General features: G+C 67.2%; 21 protein-coding genes. 14 read left to right on the top strand and 7 right to left on the bottom strand.

Annotated elements, in window-relative coordinates:
• Positions 1-3 precede the first annotated feature (3 nt).
• Complete coding sequence (locus HALO32_RS01255; RefSeq protein ID WP_151441976.1) at positions 4-1275, top strand: UbiH/UbiF/VisC/COQ6 family ubiquinone biosynthesis hydroxylase; 1272 nt, start codon at positions 4-6, stop codon at positions 1273-1275.
• Here the strand turns inward: HALO32_RS01255 and HALO32_RS01250 are convergent.
• From HALO32_RS01250 to gpmI, 3 genes are all read right to left on the bottom strand, one after another.
• Positions 1253-2557: a S41 family peptidase gene (locus HALO32_RS01250; protein ID WP_151441975.1), complete on the bottom strand. Its 1305-nt coding sequence runs from the start codon at positions 2555-2557 to the stop codon at positions 1253-1255. The genes HALO32_RS01255 and HALO32_RS01250 overlap by 23 nt on opposite strands.
• A 72-nt stretch (positions 2558-2629) precedes the next feature.
• Complete coding sequence (locus HALO32_RS01245) at positions 2630-3799, bottom strand: murein hydrolase activator EnvC family protein (protein ID WP_151441974.1); 1170 nt, start codon at positions 3797-3799, stop codon at positions 2630-2632.
• Between the two features lie 20 nt (positions 3800-3819).
• Positions 3820-5394, bottom strand: coding sequence for a 2,3-bisphosphoglycerate-independent phosphoglycerate mutase (gene gpmI, locus HALO32_RS01240; protein ID WP_151441973.1), 1575 nt, complete (start codon positions 5392-5394; stop codon positions 3820-3822).
• Positions 5395-5604: 210 nt separating this feature from the next.
• Here gpmI and HALO32_RS01235 point away from each other — a divergent pair, with 210 nt between their 5' ends.
• The 8 genes from HALO32_RS01235 (at position 5605) to ruvX (ending at position 11144) form a co-directional block, all read left to right on the top strand.
• Entirely contained in the window at positions 5605-6027 is a 423-nt protein-coding gene (locus HALO32_RS01235) for a rhodanese-like domain-containing protein (protein WP_151441972.1), read from the top strand.
• A 31-nt stretch (positions 6028-6058) separates the two neighbouring features.
• Complete coding sequence (secB, locus tag HALO32_RS01230) at positions 6059-6583, top strand: protein-export chaperone SecB (RefSeq protein ID WP_151441971.1); 525 nt, start codon at positions 6059-6061, stop codon at positions 6581-6583.
• 2 nt (positions 6584-6585) lie between these two features.
• Positions 6586-7311, top strand: a complete 726-nt coding sequence (locus HALO32_RS01225; protein ID WP_151441970.1) for a 16S rRNA (uracil(1498)-N(3))-methyltransferase — start codon at positions 6586-6588, stop codon at positions 7309-7311.
• A 43-nt stretch (positions 7312-7354) separates the two neighbouring features.
• A complete protein-coding gene (locus HALO32_RS01220; protein WP_151441969.1) occupies positions 7355-8074 on the top strand; it encodes a CvfB family protein in 720 nt (239 codons plus the stop codon).
• 91 nt (positions 8075-8165) lie between these two features.
• A complete protein-coding gene (gene gshB / locus HALO32_RS01215; protein WP_151441968.1) occupies positions 8166-9131 on the top strand; it encodes a glutathione synthase in 966 nt (321 codons plus the stop codon).
• A gap of 19 nt (positions 9132-9150) precedes the next feature.
• Entirely contained in the window at positions 9151-10077 is a 927-nt protein-coding gene (locus tag HALO32_RS01210; RefSeq protein ID WP_192576408.1) for an energy transducer TonB, read from the top strand.
• 17 nt (positions 10078-10094) lie between these two features.
• Positions 10095-10667, top strand: a complete 573-nt coding sequence (locus HALO32_RS01205; RefSeq protein WP_151441966.1) for a YqgE/AlgH family protein — start codon at positions 10095-10097, stop codon at positions 10665-10667.
• A 33-nt stretch (positions 10668-10700) separates the two neighbouring features.
• Positions 10701-11144, top strand: a complete 444-nt coding sequence (gene ruvX, locus HALO32_RS01200; protein ID WP_151441965.1) for a Holliday junction resolvase RuvX — start codon at positions 10701-10703, stop codon at positions 11142-11144.
• Between the two features lie 11 nt (positions 11145-11155).
• Here the strand turns inward: ruvX and HALO32_RS01195 are convergent, their stop codons facing one another.
• From HALO32_RS01195 to HALO32_RS01185, 3 genes are all read right to left on the bottom strand, one after another.
• A complete protein-coding gene (locus HALO32_RS01195) occupies positions 11156-11803 on the bottom strand; it encodes a hypothetical protein (RefSeq protein WP_151441964.1) in 648 nt (215 codons plus the stop codon).
• A gap of 93 nt (positions 11804-11896) precedes the next feature.
• Positions 11897-12925, bottom strand: a complete 1029-nt coding sequence (gene pyrB / locus HALO32_RS01190) for an aspartate carbamoyltransferase (protein ID WP_151441963.1) — start codon at positions 12923-12925, stop codon at positions 11897-11899.
• A gap of 81 nt (positions 12926-13006) precedes the next feature.
• Positions 13007-13684 carry an IclR family transcriptional regulator gene (locus tag HALO32_RS01185; RefSeq protein ID WP_225809634.1) on the bottom strand — a complete coding sequence of 226 codons (678 nt, stop codon included), beginning with the start codon at positions 13682-13684 and terminating at the stop codon, positions 13007-13009.
• A 191-nt stretch (positions 13685-13875) separates the two neighbouring features.
• On the opposite strand from HALO32_RS01185, the gene HALO32_RS01180 reads away from it, so the two are divergent.
• The 3 genes from HALO32_RS01180 (at position 13876) to HALO32_RS01170 (ending at position 17946) form a co-directional block, all read left to right on the top strand.
• Entirely contained in the window at positions 13876-16212 is a 2337-nt protein-coding gene (locus HALO32_RS01180; RefSeq protein ID WP_151441961.1) for a cytochrome P450/oxidoreductase, read from the top strand.
• 69 nt (positions 16213-16281) lie between these two features.
• A complete protein-coding gene (locus HALO32_RS01175) occupies positions 16282-17337 on the top strand; it encodes a TRAP transporter substrate-binding protein (RefSeq protein ID WP_151441960.1) in 1056 nt (351 codons plus the stop codon).
• 177 nt (positions 17338-17514) lie between these two features.
• A complete protein-coding gene (locus HALO32_RS01170) occupies positions 17515-17946 on the top strand; it encodes a hypothetical protein (RefSeq protein WP_151441959.1) in 432 nt (143 codons plus the stop codon).
• Between the two features lie 62 nt (positions 17947-18008).
• On the opposite strand, the gene HALO32_RS01165 is transcribed toward HALO32_RS01170, so the two are convergent.
• Positions 18009-18794 carry a helix-turn-helix transcriptional regulator gene (locus tag HALO32_RS01165; RefSeq protein WP_151441958.1) on the bottom strand — a complete coding sequence of 262 codons (786 nt, stop codon included), beginning with the start codon at positions 18792-18794 and terminating at the stop codon, positions 18009-18011.
• Positions 18795-18923: 129 nt separating this feature from the next.
• Between HALO32_RS01165 and HALO32_RS01160 the strand changes: the two genes are divergently transcribed.
• Both HALO32_RS01160 and HALO32_RS01155 read left to right on the top strand, forming a co-directional pair.
• Positions 18924-20621, top strand: a complete 1698-nt coding sequence (locus HALO32_RS01160) for an FAD-dependent monooxygenase (RefSeq protein ID WP_151441957.1) — start codon at positions 18924-18926, stop codon at positions 20619-20621.
• Positions 20618-20815 carry a hypothetical protein gene (locus HALO32_RS01155; protein ID WP_151441956.1) on the top strand — a complete coding sequence of 66 codons (198 nt, stop codon included), beginning with the start codon at positions 20618-20620 and terminating at the stop codon, positions 20813-20815. Before HALO32_RS01160 ends, HALO32_RS01155 begins: the two co-directional genes overlap by 4 nt.
• Positions 20816-20836 lie beyond the last annotated feature (21 nt).

The raw sequence follows: 20836 nt of genomic DNA, 5'->3' as shown, positions 1-20836 counted from the left end.
ATCATGACTACAGCACAGGGGCGCGCATCGTCGCCATTCGAAGTGATTATCGTCGGAGGTGGCATGGTGGGCGCGGCCCTTGCCTGTCTGCTGGGTCGGGCGGGGCTGGAGGTGGCGCTGCTGGATGCCCGCCAGGGGCCGCTCGACCGTGACGTCGTGGGCCAGGGGTCGCCTTCCATGCGCGTCAGTGCCCTGACCCCGGTGTCGCGGCAGCTGCTGGAAGGACTGGATGCCTGGGCCTGGATGGCCTCGCGCCGGGTGAGCCCCTACCGCTTCATGCAGGTCTGGGATGGTGAGGGCAGCGGTGAGGTGAACTTCTCCGCGGAGCAGGCCGGGGTGTCCGTGCTCGGGCATATCGTCGAAAATGACGTCATCCTGGCAGCGCTGGAGGCATGCCTGGCCGAGCTGCCTAGCGTCCAGGTGCGCTTCGGAGCCCGGGTGGCCGAGCTCGAGTCGGACGATGCCGGGCGTACGGTACGGCTGGAGGATGGCAGCCGACTGTCGGCCCCCCTGGTGGTGGCCGCCGACGGGGCCCGGTCACCGCTGCGGGCGATGGCAGGCATCGACGTCTGCTCTCGCGACACCGGCCAGGTGGCGGTGGTCACCACGGTGCGTCCGTGTCTCGCCCATGGCGGCGTGGCCCGCCAGGTGTTCCTCTCCACAGGGCCGCTGGCCTTCCTGCCGCTCTATATCGAGGGCGGTGAGCGTCACTGCTCGATCGTCTGGTCCACCACCCCGGAGGAGGCCGAGCGACTGGTGGCCCTGCCCCGGGAGGCGCTGGGTGGGGAACTGGCGGCGGCCATCGACCATCGACTGGGCGAGGTGACGGTGACCGACCGGGCATTGGCGGTACCGCTCACCCAGCGCCATGCGGAGCGCTACGTGCTGCCGGGCTTCGCCCTGGTGGGGGATGCGGCGCACAGTATCCACCCCCTGGCGGGCCAGGGGGTGAACCTGGGCCTGATGGATGCGGCGGTGCTCGCCGAGGAACTGGTCACAGGGCGTCGACGGGGGCTGTCCCCGGGGGATGTTGCGTTGCTGGGCCGTTACGCTCGGCGACGGCGCGGCGACAATGCCGTCATGCTGGCGCTTATGGACGGCTTCAGGCTGCTGTTCGGGGCGCGCCATCCTGTGCTCACCCTGGCGCGTAACCTGGGGCTCTCGGGTGTCGACCGGCTCGGGCCGCTCAAGCAACTGCTGATGCAGCAGGCGACCGGTCATCGCGGCCGCCTGCCTGCCGCCTGTCGCCCCTTCAGCCGCCGCGCCGCTCGCTGAGCACGTTGAGGGCCTTGAGCAGGTTGAGCGCCTCACCGAGCTGGTAGTCCTCGCGCAGGCGCTCGCTCATCTCGCTGCGAGTGCGCTGTTCGTCCGGGGAGCGCAGGTGGCCCTCCAGGTCCGATTCTCGCACGTCCAGGCCGCTGCCTTCGGCGACTTCCAGACGACCGCGGATCACCTCCACGTCGGGTTCGATGCCCTGGGCCTGGATCGAGCGGCCGTCAGGGGTGAAGTAGAGGGCGGTGGTCAGCTTTAGCCCCTCGCCGTTGCCCAGCGGCATGACCTGCTGCACCGACCCCTTGCCGAAGCTCTCGGTACCCATCACCACGCCCCGCCGCTGGTCCTGCAGGGCGCCGGCAACGATCTCCGCCGCCGAGGCGCTGCCGCCATTGATCAGGATCACCATCGGCACGTCGGCCGCGACTGTCTCGCGACCGGCCGAGAAGCGCATCTCGCTGTCAGGCAGGCGCCCTTCGGTGTAGACGATCAGACCGTCGTCGAGGAAGGCATCGGCCACGTCCACCGCGGCCTGCAGCACCCCGCCGGGGTTGTTGCGCAGGTCGAGTACCAGGCCCTTGAGCGGCCCGTCGCGTTCCAGGCGGCGGATGGCGCTGCCGACCTGCTCCCCGGTGCGGGTCTGGAACTGGCTGACCCGCAGGTAGCCGTAGCCCGCCTCCAGCAGCTCGCTCTTGACGCTCTCGGTGCGGATGATCTCGCGGGTCAGGGTGACTTCCAGGGGAGCGCTCTCGCCCTGGCGCAGGATCGTCAGTCGGATATCGGTGCCGGGCTCGCCGCGCATCAGGTTGACCGCCTCCTGCAGCGAGAGTCGGTCGGTGGGGGTGTCGTCGATGCGCAGGATCTTGTCGCGCGACTGCAGGCCGGCCCGGGAGGCCGGCGTGTCGTCGATGGGGGTGATCACCGTCAGTTGGCCCTCCTCCATGCCCACCTCGATGCCCACGCCGCCGAATTCCCCCTGGGTGGACTCGCGCAGGCTCTCGAACTCCTCGCTGTCCAGGTAGGCGGAGTGAGGGTCGAGTTCGCTGAGCATGCCGCGCATGGCATTGCGCAGCAGGTCGGCATCTTCGACCTCCTCCACATAGGCGCGCTTGATGCGCTCGAACACCTCGGCGAAGGCCTGGATCTCGGCCACCGGCAGGTCATCCTCCGGGCTCTGGGCCTGGGCGGCGGCGGGGAGGGGGGCAAGCACCAGCAGGGCGGCCGGCAGCAGTGCCGACACCAGGCGGCGTATCGCGATGGACAGAGCGACGGGACGTAGGGGCATGCAGATTCTCGCGGTTACCGGTGGTGGCCGCCCAGCATAGCCCCTGGTCGGGCGTCTATGGAATAGCGGAGCTCATGGCTGGCGGGCGATCCAGCGCCTCGGGTCGATCGGGTCGCCGCCTTGTCGTACCTCGAAGTAGAGCGCCGGCCGATCCTGGCCCCCGCTGTCGCCCACCGCACCCAGTGGATCACCGCGGGACACGGCCGCGCCCACCTCGGCGGTAAAGTGTTGCAGGTGGGCGTGCAGGGTCATCACCTGGTCGCCATGATCGACGATCAACAGGTTACCGAAGCCGCGCATCCAGTCGGCGAACACCACCCGGCCGGTATGTACGGCCTTGACGGGAGTGCCCGCGGCGGCCTGGATCAGCAGGCCGTTGCGATGCACGCCCTCGCCCTCGTGGAAGGTGGAGGCGATGTTGCCTTGTATCGGCCAGGGCAGCTCGCCGCGGGTCTGTTCGATGGCCGTGGAGGGGGGCGGACGCTCGAGGCGCGCCAGCTGCTCCTGTATCTGCCGCAGGGCACGCTCGGCATGGGCACGGTCCTGAGCGACAGTGGCCAGGCGCGCCTGTTCACTGGCGAAGCGCTCGTCCAGCCTGGCCACCAGCTCGGCACGCTCTTCCATCTGCTCGGCCAGGGTGGCACTGCGTGTGGCAAGTTCCTCGGCCACGGCCTCGAGGCGTTTGCCGCGCTGCTCCAGTGCTCGGCGATTATCCGTCAGTTCGGCATCGAGCCTCTCCAACTCGTCGAGTCGCGCGTTACGGGCTCGAGCCAGGCGGTTGAGATAGTGCTGCAGACGGTCGAGTCGTGCCGGGTCGTCCTGATTGAGCAGCAGCTTGAGTTGGGGGGCTCGGCCGAGGCGGTAGAGCGCATCGAGCTGGGCCGACAGGGCCTCGACCTGCTCGCTGCGCTCGGCGGCCAGCTGCTCGCGGCTCGCCTCGAGGGTGGCAATCTCGTCGCCCAGGACACGCCGTTGGGCCTGAAGCTCATCAAGCCGGCGGTGGGTCTCGGCGAGGGCGGTCTCCACCTCGCGCAGGGCCTTGCTGGCCTCGTCCCGGGCCTCCCGGGTGATTGAGAGCTGCGCGGAAGCCTCCAGGAGCGCTTCGCCAAGGGCATCCAGGCGATCCTGCGCCTCGCGCTCGGAGGGCTGGGCGGCCAGCGGGAACGCCAGGCCCAGGCCCAGGCCCAGCAGCAGGACCAGCCCCGCCAGCCATGTACCGAGCGCCGCGACGCCTCTCGCCATTCCCTGGCCTCCCGACCGTCTCAGTCGCGCTCGATCAGCACCCGACCGGTCATCTCCTCGGGGATCGGCTGGTCCATCATCATCAGCAGGGTCGGCGCGATGTCGCACAGGCTGCCGTCATCCGCGAGCCTCGCCGGACGTTCACCGACATAGATCAGCGGCACCTCGAAGGTGGTATGGGCCGTCTGGGGCTCGCCGGTTTCGGGGTTGACCATCTGCTCGGCGTTGCCGTGGTCGGCAGTGACCAGGCAGGCGCCTCCGGCGCGCTGGATCGCCTCCACCACCCGGCCGACGCAGGCGTCCACCGCCTCGATGGCCTGGACGGCGGCATCGAAGTCGCCGGTGTGACCGACCATATCGCCGTTGGCGTAGTTGCAGACGATCAGGTCGAACTGTCCGGCATCGATCGCCTCCACCAGCCGGTCGGTGACTTCCTCGGCGCTCATCTCCGGCTTCTCGTCGTAGGTCTTCACCTCCTGGGGAGAGGGCACCAGCACCCGGGTCTCGCCCCGGTACTCGTCCTCGCGACCCCCCGAAAAGAAGAAGGTGACGTGGGCGTACTTCTCGGTTTCGGCGATGCGCAGCTGGGTGAGATCGCGCTTCTCCATCACCTCGCCCAGGGTGTTGACGAGCTCCGCCGGCGGGAAGGCCGACGGGGCCGGAATATCGGCGGCATACTGGGTCAGCATCACCAGGCCGTCGGCGGCGAGCCTTGGTCGGGCCTGGCGAGCGAAGCCGCTGAAGCCCTCCTCGGTGAAGGCGCGGGTCAGCTCCCGGGCGCGGTCGGCGCGGAAGTTCATGAAGATGGCGGCATCGCCGTCCGTCATGACCACAGGGGGGCCGTTCGGACGAATACTGGTGGCCGTAATGAACTCATCGGTCTCGCCGCGTTCGTAGGCCCGGCGCAGCCCCTCCTCGGCACCGATCGCCTCGAACTCCCCTTCGCCCTGGGTGATCAGGCGGTAGGCCTTCTCGACGCGGTCCCAGCGGTTGTCGCGGTCCATGGCGAAGTAGCGTCCGATGATCGAGGCCACGAAGCCGTTCTCGGGGCCCACCAGCTCGGCGAGACGCGCGTTGGCGCGCTCCAGCGAGTCCATGGCGCTCTTGGGCGGCATGTCGCGGCCGTCGAGAAAGGCGTGGACGTAGATCCGCTGTGCGCCGCGGCGGGCGGCCAGCTCGGCCATCGCCAGGAAGTGCTCCTCGTGGCTGTGTACGCCGCCCGGCGAGAGCAGGCCCAGCAGGTGCACCGCCTTGCCGTCTGCCACGGCGGCATCGATCGGCGCGGTCAGGGCCGTGATGGTGTCCAGGTCGCCGTCCTCGACGGCCTTGGTGATACGCGTGAAGTCCTGGTAGACGACGCGTCCGGCCCCCAGGTTCATGTGGCCGACCTCGGAGTTGCCCATCTGGCCATCCGGCAGGCCCACGTGGCGGCCGTCTGTATGGATCAGGGTGTGTGGCTGCTCCTGCCAAAGGCGATCCATCACCGGGGTACGGGCGGCGAGCACGGCGTTGTCCTGGGCGTCCTCGTTGTAGCCATATCCGTCGAGGATGATCAGTGCCACCGGACGCGGGGTGGGAGTGCGGGGTTCGGTCATGGGGGGCCTCTGTTGTCGTTGTCTACCCCGGCAGGCGCAAGGGCGGATACCGGGGTCGCGACTTGTATCTGCTTGCGGCATCATATCGCACGGTAGCGCCGTACGTCATTTGACCGGCCCCCTGGCCGCCGTGGCTTCGTGTATACTGGGCGCCGCCGCGACTGGCCGGCCCCGTTCAACGTGCACCCGAAATAAGAGTTAGCCGAACCCATGATCGATCAGCTGTTCGAATTCGTGCAGAATCACCCGTTGCTGGTGGGGGCCTTCCTGCTGGTATTGATTGCCTGGATCACCTACGAGGTCCGCAACAGCAGCAGTGGAGGCGTGACCTCCGGCGAGGCGACCCAGCTGATCAATCGCGAGGACGCCGTGGTGCTGGATCTTCGCGAGGCCGGTGAATTCAAGGCGGGCCACATCGCCGGTGCGCGCAATATTCCCCAGAGCAAGCTCGACGAGCGCATGCGCGAACTCGAGAAGGACAAGAGCAAGCCGATCATCGTGGCTTGCAAGCATGGTCAGAGTTCTGGTGTCGCCCAGGCCAAGTTGACCAAGGCGGGCTTCGGGCGGGTGTTCAAGCTCAAGGGCGGCATGGCCCAGTGGCAGGCCGATGGCCTGCCGGTCGTCAAGAAGTAAATTTCGTTCATCGAATCAAAGGAACTTTCCCATGGCGGAAGAGAACAACCAGGACGCCGGCGCCAACGGCCAGGCGGCCGGCGAGCAGGACAAGCCCCAGCTGCAGTTCGCGCTGCAGCGGATCTACGTCAAGGATATCTCCTTCGAGGCACCCAACTCGCCGGCGGTCTTCCAGCAGCCATTCAAGCCCAAGGTCGGCCTGAACCTGGATAATACCAGTCGCCAGGTCGGGGAAGATCTCTATGAGGTGGTCGTCAAGGTCACCGCCCAGGTCACCCACAGCGAAGAAGGCACCACCTCTTTCCTGGCCGAGATCGAGCAGGCCGGCCTGTTTCGCATTAGCGGCATCGAGGGTCAGCAGCTCGAGCATACCCTGGGGGCCTTCTGCCCCAACATGCTCTTCCCCTATGCCCGTGAGTGTATCGACAATCTGGTCAACCGGGGCGGCTTCCCGCCACTGATGCTGGCGCCGGTTAACTTCGAGGCGATCTACGCCCAGAAGAAGAAGCGGAAGGCCGAACAAGCCGAGCCGTCGGGCGAGCAGACGACCCAGTAGGCATGAAGGCTCCGCGCATCCTCGTCGCCCCCCACTTCACCGGGGGGGGCGACGTCGTTCTGCCCGAGGGACCGGCCCGTCACGTGGCCCGGGTGCTGCGCCTCGCCGAGGGGGCGCCGTTGCGTCTCTTCGACGGCGCCGGCCTGGAGGCGAGAGCGGTCCTCCTCGAGGCCTCCCGCAAGCGGGTCGTGGCGCGCATCGAAGCCTTGGTCCCTGGCTTCGGCGAGTCACCGCTCGCGGTGCATCTGGGACAGGCGATCTCCAAGGGCGACCGCATGGACTATGCCATCCAGAAGGCAGTCGAGCTCGGCGTGGCGGCGATCACCCCGCTCTACACCGAGCATGGCGACGTTCGCCTCAGGGGTGAGCGCGAGGCAAAGAAACTCGCCCACTGGCAGGCCGTGGCGGCCAGCGCCTGCGAACAGTGCGGTCGTGCGACCCTGCCGCCCGTGCATCCCCCGGCCGGCCTGGCCGAGTGGCTGGCAGGTCGCGACGAGGCGCTGCGCCTGGTGCTGCACCCCGACACTGCCGGGGCCCTGGCACGGCGAGAGGCGCCCGCCACCGCCGCCCTGCTGATCGGTCCGGAGGGTGGGCTGTCCGAGGCCGAGGTCGAGGCGGCCCTGGCCGGCGGCTTCGCCCCTTTATCCCTCGGTCCGCGTATCCTGCGCACCGAGACCGCGCCGGTGGTGGCGCTGTCGTTGCTGCAATCCCGCTTCGGGGATCTGTGAGCACTCACTAGACCATTGCGCTCTTCCTCAGCGGAGGTCCCTCATGTCCGATTCTCGAAATCGTCGCCCACCGTCGTCCCCCTCGTCTCGCCCAGCCGGCTCGCCGAGCTCTCGCGCCCCAAGGGCAGCAGTCGGCGACGTGGCCTACCTCGAGGTGGTCACCGTCAATGACACCGGTGCCTTCCTCGATTGGGGCCATCCCCGCGATCTGCTGTTGCCCTACGGCGAGCAGCGTTTCCGTCCCAGCGTGGGCAAACGTGTGCTGGTGATGATCTACGAAGATCAGCAGCACCGGCCGGTGGCCTCACAGAAGCTCGAGCGCTTCATCGCCGACGAGGCCACAGGGCTGAGAGCGGGGGATGAGGTGGCGCTGGTGATCGCCGACCAGACCGATCTGGGCTACAAGGCGGTGGTGGACTATCGCTTCTGGGGCCTGCTCTATCGCGATGACGTGAATCGGCCGCTGCGCCGCGGCCAGCGGGTTTCCGGCTACGTGAAGCGCTTGCGAGATGACGGCCGACTGGATCTGTCGCTGCTGCCGCCGGGTGAGGCGAGGCTGGATGTGGTGGGCGATCAGGTGCTCAAGGCGGTGCGCGAGAGCGGTGGTTACCTGCCGCTGGGGGACAAGAGCGACGCCGCGGAGATCAAGGCGCGGCTGGGGGTGAGCAAGAACGCCTTCAAGCAGGCCATCGGCCGGCTCTACAAACGCCAACTGATCGCCCTCGAGCCAGGCGGCATCCGGCTGGTGGTAAGCAAGGATTAGCCCCGATCGATGCTGGCTTGGCAATTTGGTGCGCCGCCAGCCCTGCGGCATACTGGTCTCATTCATTTCCTGCTACCCGGAACTCTCCCTGATGAGCGAGCGCGCGCTGAAGATCGGTGTGGTGATGGATCCCATCGCCGATCTCACCTACAAGAAGGACACCAGCCTGGCCATGCTGTGGGCCGCCAGGGACCGCGGCTGGTCGCTGCACTACATGGAGCAGGAGGACCTCTTCCTGCGCGAGGGGTGTGCCTTCGGTCGGATGCGCGCGCTGGAGGTGCACCGCGACCCCGGTCACTGGTTCGATCTGGGCGAGCCCGAGGTGGCGCCCCTGGCCGAGCTCGACGTAATCCTGATGCGCAAGGATCCGCCGGTCGACGGCTACTTCCTCAACGCCGTCTACCTGCTGGGCTTCGCCGAGCGCGAGGGCGTGCTGGTGGTCAATCCCACCCAGGCGCTGGTGGAGTGCAACGAGAAGCTCTTCGCCCAGCAGTTCCCCCAGTGCTGCACGCCGACCCTGGTCTCCTGCAACGAAGCCGTGCTGCGCGACTTCCACGCCGAGCATGGCGACGTGATCTTCAAGCCGCTGGACGGCATGGGTGGCAACGGGATCTTTCATGTGCGCCCCGAGGGTCGCAACCTGGGTGCCATCATCGAGATGCTGAGCGAGCGCGGCAGGCGCCAGATCATGGCCCAGCGCTACATCCCCGAGATCAGCGAAGGCGATACCCGTATCCTGCTGGTGGAGGGAGAACCCATTCCCTTCGGCCTGGCCCGCGTGCCCATGGCCGGCGAGACGCGGGGTAACCTGGCGGCCGGGGGCACTGGCGCCAGTCGCGAACTCACCGCCCGCGACCACTGGCTGATCGAGCAGGTCCAGCCGACGATCCGCGAGAAGGGCCTGATGTTCGTCGGCCTCGACGTGATTGGCGACTACATCACCGAGATCAATGTCACGAGCCCCACCTGTGTTCGCGAGATCGATGACCAGCGTGGTACCGATATCGCCGGCCTGCTGATGGATGCCATCCAGCGCCGTCTCGGCGAGCGGCGCTGATCCGGGAGACCGACGGCCCATGACGAGCAGCCCTGTCAGCGACCCCATCCAGTATGCGCCGGTTACCCGGCCGTATCGGCACTGGCTGGCCTGGTCGCTGGCGCTGCTGATGCATCTGGTGATCATCGGGGTGGTGGCGAGCCGCCAGTTCGCGCCGGCACCCGCCGAGCACTCCAGTATCGACGTGGTGCTGGTGAGCCGGCCGTCTCCGGAGGTCGTGGAGGCTGCGGCCATCGCCGAGGCTGCCCAGCGCGCGGCCGGTACGCCCCAGGACCAGGCCCCGGCGGAAGCCCGGGCGGCCCCCATGGACGAACTGCCCGAACTGCAGGCAGCCGAACCCGAGGTCGATCCGGCCACCCCGGCCGAGGCGGAGCGTGTTGCCCGCCCCGATCCCGATCGCGAAAGCGAGGCACCCGAGCCGCCGGCGGCCGAGCGCCCCCACGAGACTCAGGCGACCCCCGAACCTCGTGACAGTGCCCCCCAGTCGGCCGAGACCTCGGCGCCTCCCACCGCCACGGCTCCTTCCGCTTCGGGTCGCGACCTGCTCGCCCAGGCGACGTCCAGCATTCGCGAACAGGGCCTCGCCTCGGACTTCGCCGGAGAGCAGCCGGGCGAGGGGCGCCAGGCTGCCCAGCAGGCCGCCGAGGCGCGCTACATCGACGACTGGACCCGCCGGGTCGAGGACTACGGCAATCGGGTGCACCCGGCGCCGCGTCATCTGGAGGGACAGCTACGCATCCGGGTGGTGATCGGTCGTGACGGTCAGGTTCGCCAGGCAGAGGTGATACAATCATCGGGACATGCCGAACTCGACCAGGCGGCTCTGGACACGGTGCACGGTGCCGCCCCCTATCGTCCCTTCGACCGGGGCATGGGCCACCTGGACAGCCTGTCCATCACCCGGGTCTGGCGGTTCGGCCAAGGCAATCATTACGGCGTGCAATAGGTCCGCCGGGGAGTCTCATGCAATCCGTGCAACACTTCGGCTTGAAAAACCACTTCCTGCTGGCGATGCCGCATCTGGAAGACCCCAATTTCGCCGGCAGCCTCAGCTACCTCTGCGATCATGACGAGAACGGCACCATGGGCGTGATCGTCAACCGGCCGCTGGAGCTGACCCTGGATGCCCTTTTCGAGCAGCTCGAGCTGGGCGGCGACGAGAGCCCCCATCGCGATGCGCCGGTCTTCTATGGTGGCCCGACCCACAAGGACCGCGGCTTCATCCTGCATCGCGGGTCCAGCGACGCCTGGGATTCCAGCATCCAGGTCGCCGATGACATTGCCCTGACCACCTCCATGGATATCCTCCAGGCGCTGGCGGACGGCAAGGGACCCGAGCAGTTCCTGATCTGTCTGGGCTGCGCCGGCTGGGAGTCGGGCCAGCTGGAGGCCGAGCTCAAGGAGAATGCCTGGCTCACGGTGGAGGGGCGTGCCGAGATTCTTTTCACGGTGCCGCCGGAGCAGCGCCTGGGCGCCGCCGCGGGCATCCTGGGCATCGACCTGAACCTGATGACCCGCGAGGCGGGCCACTCCTGATGGAGTGCGGGACGGCATGAGGGAGCCGGACTGATGGCCGATCCCGGTTCGCGACTGATCCTGGCCTTCGATTTCGGCACCCGGCGTATCGGTGTGGCGGTGGGCAACGAGCTGCTCGCCAGCGCTCGGGAACTCGAGCCCCTGCCGGCCCGGGATGGCATCCCCGACTGGTCGCAGGTGGCGCGTCGGGTGGAGGAGTGGCGTCCCGATCTCTTCGTGGTGGGGTTACCGCTGAATATGGACGGCAGCGAGTCGGTCATGAGTACCCGAGCGCGCAAGTTCGGCAAGCGCCTCTATGGCCGTTACGGCATTCCCTGCGAGATGGTCGACGAGCGCGGCTCCACCCGTGAGGCCAAGTCGATCGCCCGGGAAGCGGGGCACCGCGGTAACTATCGCGACCAGGGGGTCGACGGCATCGCCGCGGTGCTGATCCTGGAGAGCTGGTTCGCCCGGTACGAGGGCCTGCCCTCGCGCTGATGCCCGGACAATCAGGCCGGATGAGTGCCGTCGTTGGTGTACTTGCTGGCGAAGTCGCCTACCGAGAGGCAGGTGAACTTCTCGATGAAAAATGCCAGGGTCGCGGAGCAGCGGAAACGCTCCTCGAAGGCCTCGACACTCCCTTCCCGCTCTCGCTCCACGCTGGCCAGGTAGGCGTCACCGGCCTTGCGGACCCTGACGGTTGCCTGGCTGTCCTGGGCCTGCTTCTCGACCATCAGCTCACGCTGCTCCTCGAGCAGTTCTCCCAGCAGCTTGCCCCCCTCGAGTTCCTCCGGCGTGGCCCAGAGGGGCTGGTCACGATCGCCGTAGCGATACAGGAAGATCATCGGCAGCACCGAGAAGATGGCGGTCGTGAGGGTCCAGGTCATCGCTGCCCCGGACAGGTCAGCCGTGAACACCGCGACCAGCTGGATGACGATACCCAGGGCCAGCAGTCCCGCCAGGGGACGCCACATCCGCGGGTTCATGAAGCCCCTGCCCAGGAAATAGCCCCACAGGCCGATCACCACCAACGCCCCCACGCCCAGCTGGATCATGGCGAGCAGCGAACCACCGCCCATCAGCAGGGCGATGACCCCGATCAGGAGCAGCAGGGTGTAGAAACCGCACAGCAATAGATACGAACGTTTCAGGTTCATCGGTGTTGCGCCTCCAGGCCTGGTCGCCATGCGCGGCGACACGAATTGTTGTTCCCCACCAGCATAGGCGATCGGCCGTCAATTGTAGGCTGTTCAGAAGGTGGCGTCGTCAACGCCCAGGCGCTCGGGGACGAACCAGGGCACGTCGTGCAGGTCCTTGTCGATGAGTGCCTCGACCCCGAGCAGGGTGGCGAAGATCGCCATGCGCACCGGGATGCCATTGTCGGTCTGACGGAAGATCGCCAGGCGTGGGTCGCCGTTGAGATCCACATCCAGGTCGTTGGCCTCGGGGCGGCTGTCGCGGGGCAGCGGGTGCATGATGATGGTGGAGGAGCCACAGCGGCTGTCCATGAAGGCGCGATCCACGGTGAAGTCGCGCGACAGGTTGAAGCCCTCGCTCATCTCGGCGGTAAAGCGCTCCTTCTGGATGCGAGTGGTGTAGACCACATCCACATCGGAGAAGTCGCCGGCCAGGCTCTCGCGGACGTCCACGGTGAGCCCTCGGCGACTGACCCGCTCGATCAGGTGGCTCGGCATTTCCAGGCCGGGCGGTGCCACCAGGGTGATGCGCATCGGCGCATAGAGCGACAGCAGCTTGATCAAGGAGTGTACGGTACGGCCGTACTTCAGGTCGCCGGTCATCAGCACATGGGCGTCCCGGAGCGTCTTGCCCTGCAGGGCGAACTCCTTGTCGATGGTGTAGAAGTCCAGCAGTGCCTGGCTGGGATGTTCGCCGGGGCCATCACCGGCGTTGATCACCGGCACCTTCGTCGCGGCGGCAAACTCCGCCACCGAGCCCTGGTCCGGGTGGCGCATGACGATGGCGTCGCAGTAGCCGCTCATCACTCGGCTGGTGTCATAGAGCGACTCGCCCTTGGCCATGGAGGAGAAGGTGAAGCCGGTGGTGTCGCAGACGCTGCCACCGAGTCGGCAGAAGGCGGCATGGAAGCTGACTCGGGTGCGGGTGCTGGCCTCGAAGAAGAGGTTGCCGAGCACGGCCCCTTCCAGCACCCGGGTGATCTTGCGCCGCTGGGCGATGGGCTCCATACGCGTGGCGACGCGCATCAGGTGATCGATATCGTCGCGGGACAGGGAGTCGATGGAGAGCAGGTGGGAACTCATCACGGGCCTCTGATGATGGCGGGGTAACGGGCGTTAGTGTACGCCTCGGCGCCGATGGCTTCACGGGCTACCCGCTTCCCGCTACTGCCCGACCAGGGTAGCGAGTTGGCCGGCATGGGCCATTACCTCGCGGATGGCCGTGTCGGTGTCCAGGTCATCCATGGCGACCACGCCAACGCAGGCCTCCACACCGGGCCGGACTTGCGGCGAGGCGATGGCACTGGCCACGCCGACGGCTCCACGCTGCAACTGTCCGCGGGTCAGGCTGAAGCCTTCGGCTCGCGCCTGGCGTACGGCCTCGTCATCGTCTGGCTGTGGGGGGCGAGCGGCCAGGATGGCGATGCCGGCTGCCCCCCGTGACAGGGGATGGCGGCTGCCTACCCGATAGCCGACTCTCAGCGGCTCCTTTTCGGGCTCGGCCACCATGACCACCACGCACTCCTCTCCCTGGGCGACCGAAATGAAGGCCGTGGCCCGAGTGGCCTTGGCCAGTGCCTGCAGCAGGGGCTGTGCCACGGCGAGCAGCTGTGGCTCGAAGCGCGAGGCCAGCAGCGAGATACCCGCGCCCAGGCGTACGGGGCCTTCACGGGTCCGCGTGATCAGACCATGCTCCTCCAGGGTGGTGACGATGCGGTAGGCGATGGCGCGGTGCACCGCCAACTGCTCGGCAAGCTCGGCGACGGTGACGCCTTCGGCGTGCTCGGCAATGATCTCCAGCGCACGCAGGCCGCGATCCAGGGTTTGCAGGGTGGTGGCCATCGAGCGCCGTTCCTCCATTCGGTGTTGGTGGGGCAGGGTTGCGCACTGCAGTCGCTCGGGATTGACGTCCCCCTCGAAACTGCCTATGTTCAGCCTGAGTTCGTTAAACGATACAACGTGTGCGATAAAAGTAAAAACAACAACGCTGCGCATGACCGCAACGATCCGGGTGACTGTCCCGGGGAGGACCCATGACATCAGCAATCCATCGGACCGATACCGACGCGGGCGGCTGTCCCTTCGACCCTGCTGCCGTATCTCCCACCGGCTGCCCGGTATCCCCCGAGGCCGCCGCCTTCGATCCGTTCGATGCGCCCTATCAGCTCGACCCCGCCGAGGCGCTGCGCTGGTCTCGGGATCAGGAGCCGGTATTCTACAGTCCGAAGCTTGGCTACTGGGTCGTGAGTCGCTATGACGACATCAAGGCGATATTCCGCGACAACCTCACCTTCTCGCCGTCGATCGCCCTGGAGAAGATCACGCCGCCCAGCGACGAGGCCCTCGAGGTCCTGAAGCGCTACGACTACGGCATGAACCGCACCCTGGTGAACGAGGATGAGCCGGCCCATATGGCGCGCCGCCGGGTGCTGCTGGATGCCTTTACCCCCGAGGCGCTGGAGGCACATGCGCCGATGGTACGGCGCCTGGTGCGTGAGAAGCTCGATGCGATCATCGATCGCGGTCGAGCCGACCTGGTGGCCGAGATGTTCTGGGAGGTGCCGCTCACGGTGGCGCTGCACTTTCTCGGCGTGCCCGAGGAGGACATGGAGCAGCTGCGCCGCTTCTCCGCCGCCCACACCCTCAACACCTGGGGCCGTCCCTCGCCGGAGCAGCAGGTCGAGGTCGCCGAGGCCGTCGGCAAGTTCTGGCAGTACTCCGGGCGGGTGCTGCGCAAGATGCAGGCGCAGCCGCGCAGTGAGGGCTGGATGTACGACATGATCGAGAAGAATCGCGAGATGCCGGAGGTCGTCACCGACAGCTACCTGCACTCGATGATGATGGCGATCATCGTCGCCGCTCACGAGACCACCGCCCTGGCCACCACCAATGCCTTCCGCCAGCTGCTCTCGCGTCCGGCGGTATGGGACGAGCTATGCGCCAATCCCGAGCTGATCCCGTCGGCGGCCGAGGAGTCTCTGCGCCACTCGGGGTCGATGGTCTCCTGGCGTCGTATCACCACGTGCGACGTCGAGGTGGGCGGGGTGACCATCCCCGAGGGAGGCAGGATCCTGATGGTGATGGCCTCGGGTAACCATGATCCGCGACACTTCGAGAATCCCGATGATTTCGATATCTATCGCGACAATGCGGTGGACCATCTGACCTTCGGCTATGGCAGCCACCAGTGCATGGGCAAGAACCTGGGGCGCATGGAGATGCGCATCTTCCTCGAGGAGTTCATCCGGCGCCTGCCGCATCTGGAGCTCGAGGAGCAGGCGTTCACCTTCCTGCCCAACACCTCACTGCGCGGCCCCGAGGCGCTCTGGGTGCGCTGGGATCCGACGCTCAACCCCGAGCGGCGCGACCCGGCGGTGCGCAGCGCCCAGCGCGACTTCCCGGTGGGTGCGCCGGAAGCCCGAACCATCGTGCGGCGTGTCCGCGTGATGCGGGCCGAACCCGAGGCCGACGGTGTCCTCGGCGTGACCCTGGTCGACCCCGCCGGGCGCTCGCTGCCCGCCTGGACGCCGGGTTCGCACCTCGACGTGTTACTGCCCAGCGGCGAGGCACGCAAATACTCGCTGTGCGGCCCGGCGGACTCCGGCGACTGGCGCATCGCCGTGCTGCGCGAAGAGGGGGGGCGTGGCGGCTCGCGCTGGATGCACGAAGCCGTTCATGAAGGCGTCGAGTTGCGCGTGCGCGGGCCCAAGAATCACTTCCGCCTCGATGAATCGGCGGGACACCATGTGCTGATCGCCGGCGGCATCGGCATCACGCCGATCATTGCCATGGCCGACCGGCTCAAGCAGCTGGGAAAGTCCTATGAGCTGCACTACGCCGGTCGCTCGCGCGGCAGCATGGCCTTCGTCGAGCGGCTCGAACGCGATCATGGTGAGGTGCTCCACCGCTACCCGGGGGATCAGGGACGCCGCCTCGAGCTCGATACCCTTCTCGCCGAGCCAGGTGACGGTACGCTGCTTTATGCCTGCGGCCCGGAGCGGCTGCTCGCAGCGCTCGAGGCCGGCACGACGCACTGGCGGGAGGGTAGCCTGCATGTGGAGCACTTCAGTGCCGAGGGTGCACTGCTGGACCCGGCGAAGGAGCATGCCTTCGAGGTCGAGCTCGCCGACTCCGAGCTGACCGTGGAGGTGCCGTCGGATCGCACCCTGATGCAGGCGCTGCGTGCCGCGGGCCTCGACGTGCCCAGTGACTGCGAGGAGGGCCTGTGCGGGACCTGCCAGGTCGAGGTGGTCGAGGGCGAGATCGACCATCGCGACAAGGTGCTTACCCCGAGCGAGCGCGAGAGCAACGACCGCGTGATGACCTGCTGTTCACGCGCACGCGGCAGGAAACTCATACTGGCGCTGTGATCGGCCACTACAACCACAACACGGAAATACCTACGCCAACCCCACCATCAGGACTCACGAGGAACGACAATGAAGAAACTCGCGACGCTGACGACACTCACCGCCCTCTCCCTTGGCGCCTTCCAGAGCGCTGGCGCCACCGAGCTGCAGGTCAGCACCTGGGCGGGCCCTAACCACGGCGTCAACACCATCGTCTGGCCGACCTGGGCCAGCTGGGTGGAAGAGGCGACCGAGGGGCGGGTCACCGTCAATGTGGTCCACGACATGGGGCCGCCCGACGCCCAGATGGAGCTGATCGCCGACGGCGTGGCCGACGTCACCTGGCTCTTCCACGGCCTGATGCCGGGACGTTTCGAGCTGACCAAGCTGCCTGAACTGCCCACCTTCGTGGAGTTCTCCTCCGAAGCCGCCTCGGTGGCCTACTGGCGCACCCACAATGAATACCTGGCCCAGGCCGGCGAGCATCGCGGCGTCGAGGTGATCGGCCTGGGCGTGCACGGCCCCGGATCCCTGTTCCTCGATGAATCCATCGACAGTCTCGATGATCTCGAGGGCAGGCGTGTGCGCATTGGCGGCGGAATCATGGCGGATATCTCCAACGCGCTGGATCTGACCGGTGTCGCCCTGCCGCCCGGCAGCACCTACGAGGCGGCGACGCAAGGCGTGATCGATGGCGCCATGCTGACCCTGGAGGGCCTCAAGAGCTTCCGGCTGGCCGAGGTGCTGCCCTATACGGTGCAGATGCCCGGCGGCTTCTATCGCGGCAGCTTCTCCCTGGTCATCAATCCCGATACCTGGGCCTCGCTCTCCGAGGAGGACCGAGCGGCAGTCGAGGAGGTTTCGGGCGAGCGGCTCTCGCGGCTGTTCGGCTACATGATGGATGTCGTGGACGTGCGAGGTGTCGAGTTTGCCGAGCAGCAAGGCAACACCTTCATCGAGTTGCCGGATGAGGAGGTCGAGCGTTTCCAGCAGATGGCGTCGGAACTGCCGGATGCCTGGTTCGAAACCGCCAGTGCCAAAGGGATCGAAGGCGAAGCCGCCCGCGGCTACTTCCTTGAGCAGCTCGACGCCGTCGGCGAGGAAGAAGGCCTTTCCGCCGATGAGGTGATCGACCCGCAAGCCTGATCCCGGGTCGTCATCGGTTCGATCTGCGAGCACGGTCGTGGCCGTGCTCGCTGTCGTTCAGGATCGAAACCTGCCATCCAGTTTCAAATGAAACTATTATGATCTCAGTCAAGGTAACCTGGCTTTCGCGGGTCGATACTGATACCGACATCAAGAACACCTGACGGGAGCATGACCATGGCCAATGCACAGACCACCCACACCGCCTCCTGGTGGGAACGCCTGACCGAACGCTGCTATGCCACCTCCACTCCTCAGCTGGTGCGCGACGTCCAGCATGAAGCGGGCCCTACCTATCATGCGCTTCTGAATGACCTGGGCAGCCCCCTGGAGACGGACTTCGAGCGCGAGATGGCGCGACAGCTGGAGGCGGGGCAGCCCAGCGACTTCGTGCCGGCCAAGGCCCTGATGCCGGTAATGATGCAGCGCTTCGGCCTGCAGGATGCCGAGGTGGCGGCGGAGCCGGGCTACAACATGATGCGCAAGACCTGCAACGGTTGCCCGGTCGTTGGACAATGCTGGAAGGCCATGCGCGCCGGTGCCGAAGTCGAGGAGTGTCGCGGCTTCTGCCCCAATGCCAAGGCGTTCGACAGCCTTGCCGAAGTCTGAGGTGATCCGGCGCAACGCCTTATCGGGCCCTGGCCATGTGCCGGGGCTCATTGTTTGCGGCATCAGCCTTTGCGGCACAGCGCCACCAGCCGCGCCTTGGAGCGAACCCCCAGCTTGGCATAGGCGCGCTTGCGGTAGGTCTCGGCGGTAGAGAGGGCGATATCGAGCTCGGCGGCAGCGGTCTTGAGGGTGTGGCCGCGCAGCAGCGAGAGGCAGAGCTGGCGTTCCCGCTGGGAGAGTGGCTTGAGGGCCTCGGCTTCCTCGTGGCTGGCGGGTAGGGCGGCCGGGTGTACCTGGCGATAATGGCGGCGTATCAGGCTGGCCAGGAGGGGCATCAGGGCCTCGAGGCCTGCCAGGTCTGCGGCGCCGAAGGGGCCGCGGCCGAGGTCACGGTAGAGGTTCAGGTAGTAGAGGGTTGCGCCGGCGGGAATCACCACCGAGACCTTGTCGGCCAGGTCGGGGAAGCCGAAGAGGTGGCCGCGGTAGGCCGGCGACATCGCCTCGGTCGGCATGGGCATCAGCTCGGCGTCTGCCTGTTCCGTGTTCGCCTCGAGCAGGTCGCACAGCCGGGGATAGTTGGGGTCCTGGCGGAACAGCCCGCCGGCGTAGAGGTCGGCCAGGCGCCCGGCCACCTTGGGGTAGCGGGGGTTGTCCACCAGCAGGGACTCCATGGTATCGCGTCTCGAGTAGACGAAGAGAATGCACTGCTCGATGCCCACCCCCTGACGCAGCAGGGCGATCAGCTGGTCGTCGAAGCGTTCCGTGCCCAGGTGCGTCACGCATTCGGCCAGGGTGGCCAGCAGCGCCTCCCAGTCCGAAGGTGCCTTCCTGGGGAAAGTTGTTGCCATCCGAGTTACTACCATCGTCGTAGGAAGGGTGTCTTCTGTCCCGGCTTTCGCGGGACAGGGTGCAGCTCGATCCAGGGATAACCTGCCCGCACGTCAGACAACAACCCCCAATCCTGGCAGGAGGTGCCCATGCGACCCGCCGGACGCGCCGAGACCGATTCGCTCTACTTCGATTATCCGTATTTTCCCTTCCTTCGTCCTCCCGAGCTGGATGGCCGAGCGATTCGCCACCGCGTGGCCATCGTGGGAGCCGGCCCGGTGGGGGTGACCGCTGCCCTGGAGCTGGCCCGCCACGGCATCGCCTCGGTGGTGCTGGACGACAAGGACACCGTCAACGACGGCTCGCGGGCGATCTGCCTCTCACGTCACAGCTTCGAGATCCTCCAGCAGCTCGGCGTCGATGGGCCCTTCGAGAAGAAGGGGCTGGGCTGGACCCAGGGCCGCACCTATTTCCGCGACCGCGAGATCTACCGCTTCCAGATGCCGCACTCCGAACAGGAGCGCTTCTATCCGATGGTCAACCTGCAGCAGCAGTACATCGAGCAGTTCCTGATCGACAAGGCCGCCGAGAGCGCGCTGGTCGAGATGCGCTGGCAGAGTGCCGTGACCGACGTGACTCAGGACGATGCCGGCGTCACCCTGCAGGTGACCACGCCCGAAGGCGACTATCACCTCGAAGCGGACTACCTGCTGGCCGCCGACGGCGCGCGCAGCGTGGTGCGCAAGGCCTTCGGTCTCTCGCTGCACGGGGAGGCCTACGAGGGTCGCTACGTGATCGCCGATGTGCGCCTGACGTCCGACTTTCCCACCGAGCGTCGCGCCTTCTTCCACTCCCATGCGCTGCCCGATACCACCATCCTGGTGCACAAGCAGCCCGACGACATCTGGCGCATCGACTATCAGCTCAGCCCCGGCGAGGACCCCGAGCAGGCGGTCGAGGAGGCCAGCATTCGCGAGAAGGTCGAGCGGGTCGTGCGCGAGGTGATGCAGGAGAGCGGCGACTGGGAACTGGAGTGGTGGAGCCTCTACAAGGCGCATACCTTGGCGCTGGACGACTACCGCCATGGCCGAGTGCTGTTCATCGGCGACAGCGCCCACCTGGTGCCGATCTTCGGCGTACGAGGCCTCAACAACGGCCTGGCGGATGCCGCCAATGCCGGCTGGAAGCTGGCCTGGGTGCTCAAGGGCCAGGCACCGGACGGGCTGCTCGACAGCTACAGCCCGGAGCGCCGTGGCGCCACCCTGGATGTCTTCGCCAACGCCGGCAAGAGCACGCGCTTCATGACCCCGCCGACCCGGGGCTATGCGCTGATGCGCGATGCCGCCCTGGCCCTGGCGCTCCACAACGACTACGCCAGCGGCTTCGCCAATCCACGTCAGGTCACCCCCTACACCTATGCCGAGAGTCCGCTGACCCTGGCCGACGATGCCGCCTTCGAGGCCGGACCTGTTCCCGGCGCGCCCTTGATCAATCGCCGCCTGGGCGAAGACGACTTCCTGCTCGACCACCTCGGCACGGGTTTCACCCTGCTGCACTTCAGCGAGACCGGTGAGGTGGACCCGTCCCTGCAGCGGCGGCTGGAGGCGATTCAGGCCAAGGGGGGCGATCTCACCCTGCTGTGCCTGGCCCGGGCGCCTGGGGGTCAGGAGGCCCTGATCGACCCCGACGGCAGCCTGTTCGCCGGTTATGGCGCCGCCCCGGGCACCGCCTACCTGGCGCGCCCCGACCGCCACGTGGCGGCCCGCTGGAAGTCCCTTGACCCCGCCACCCTCGACGCTGCCCTGAACCTTGCCCAAGGTCGGGTCCTGGAAGGAGAAAGATCATGACCGATGCGACACTGCCCTTTGCCGACCTGGAGCGGGTCTACGAGCACCTGGCCGAGACCCTCGACGCCCTGCCCGAGGAGCAGGAGAGCCACTTTCTTGCCCAGCTGGCGTTGGCGCTGGCCCACCGCGTGCCCGAGGTCGATCGGGTGATGGCCGCTATCGACGAGGCGCGGGCGGGCGCGAGCGGAAGTTGACCCGCATTTGCGGGGGCCCTG

Source organism: Halomonas lysinitropha (genome assembly GCF_902500215.1).
GTDB classification, from domain to species: Bacteria; Pseudomonadota; Gammaproteobacteria; order Pseudomonadales; family Halomonadaceae; genus Halomonas; species Halomonas lysinitropha.
Note: the sequence above shows the minus strand (reverse complement) of the source record. Positions and strands in the feature narration are given on the sequence as shown.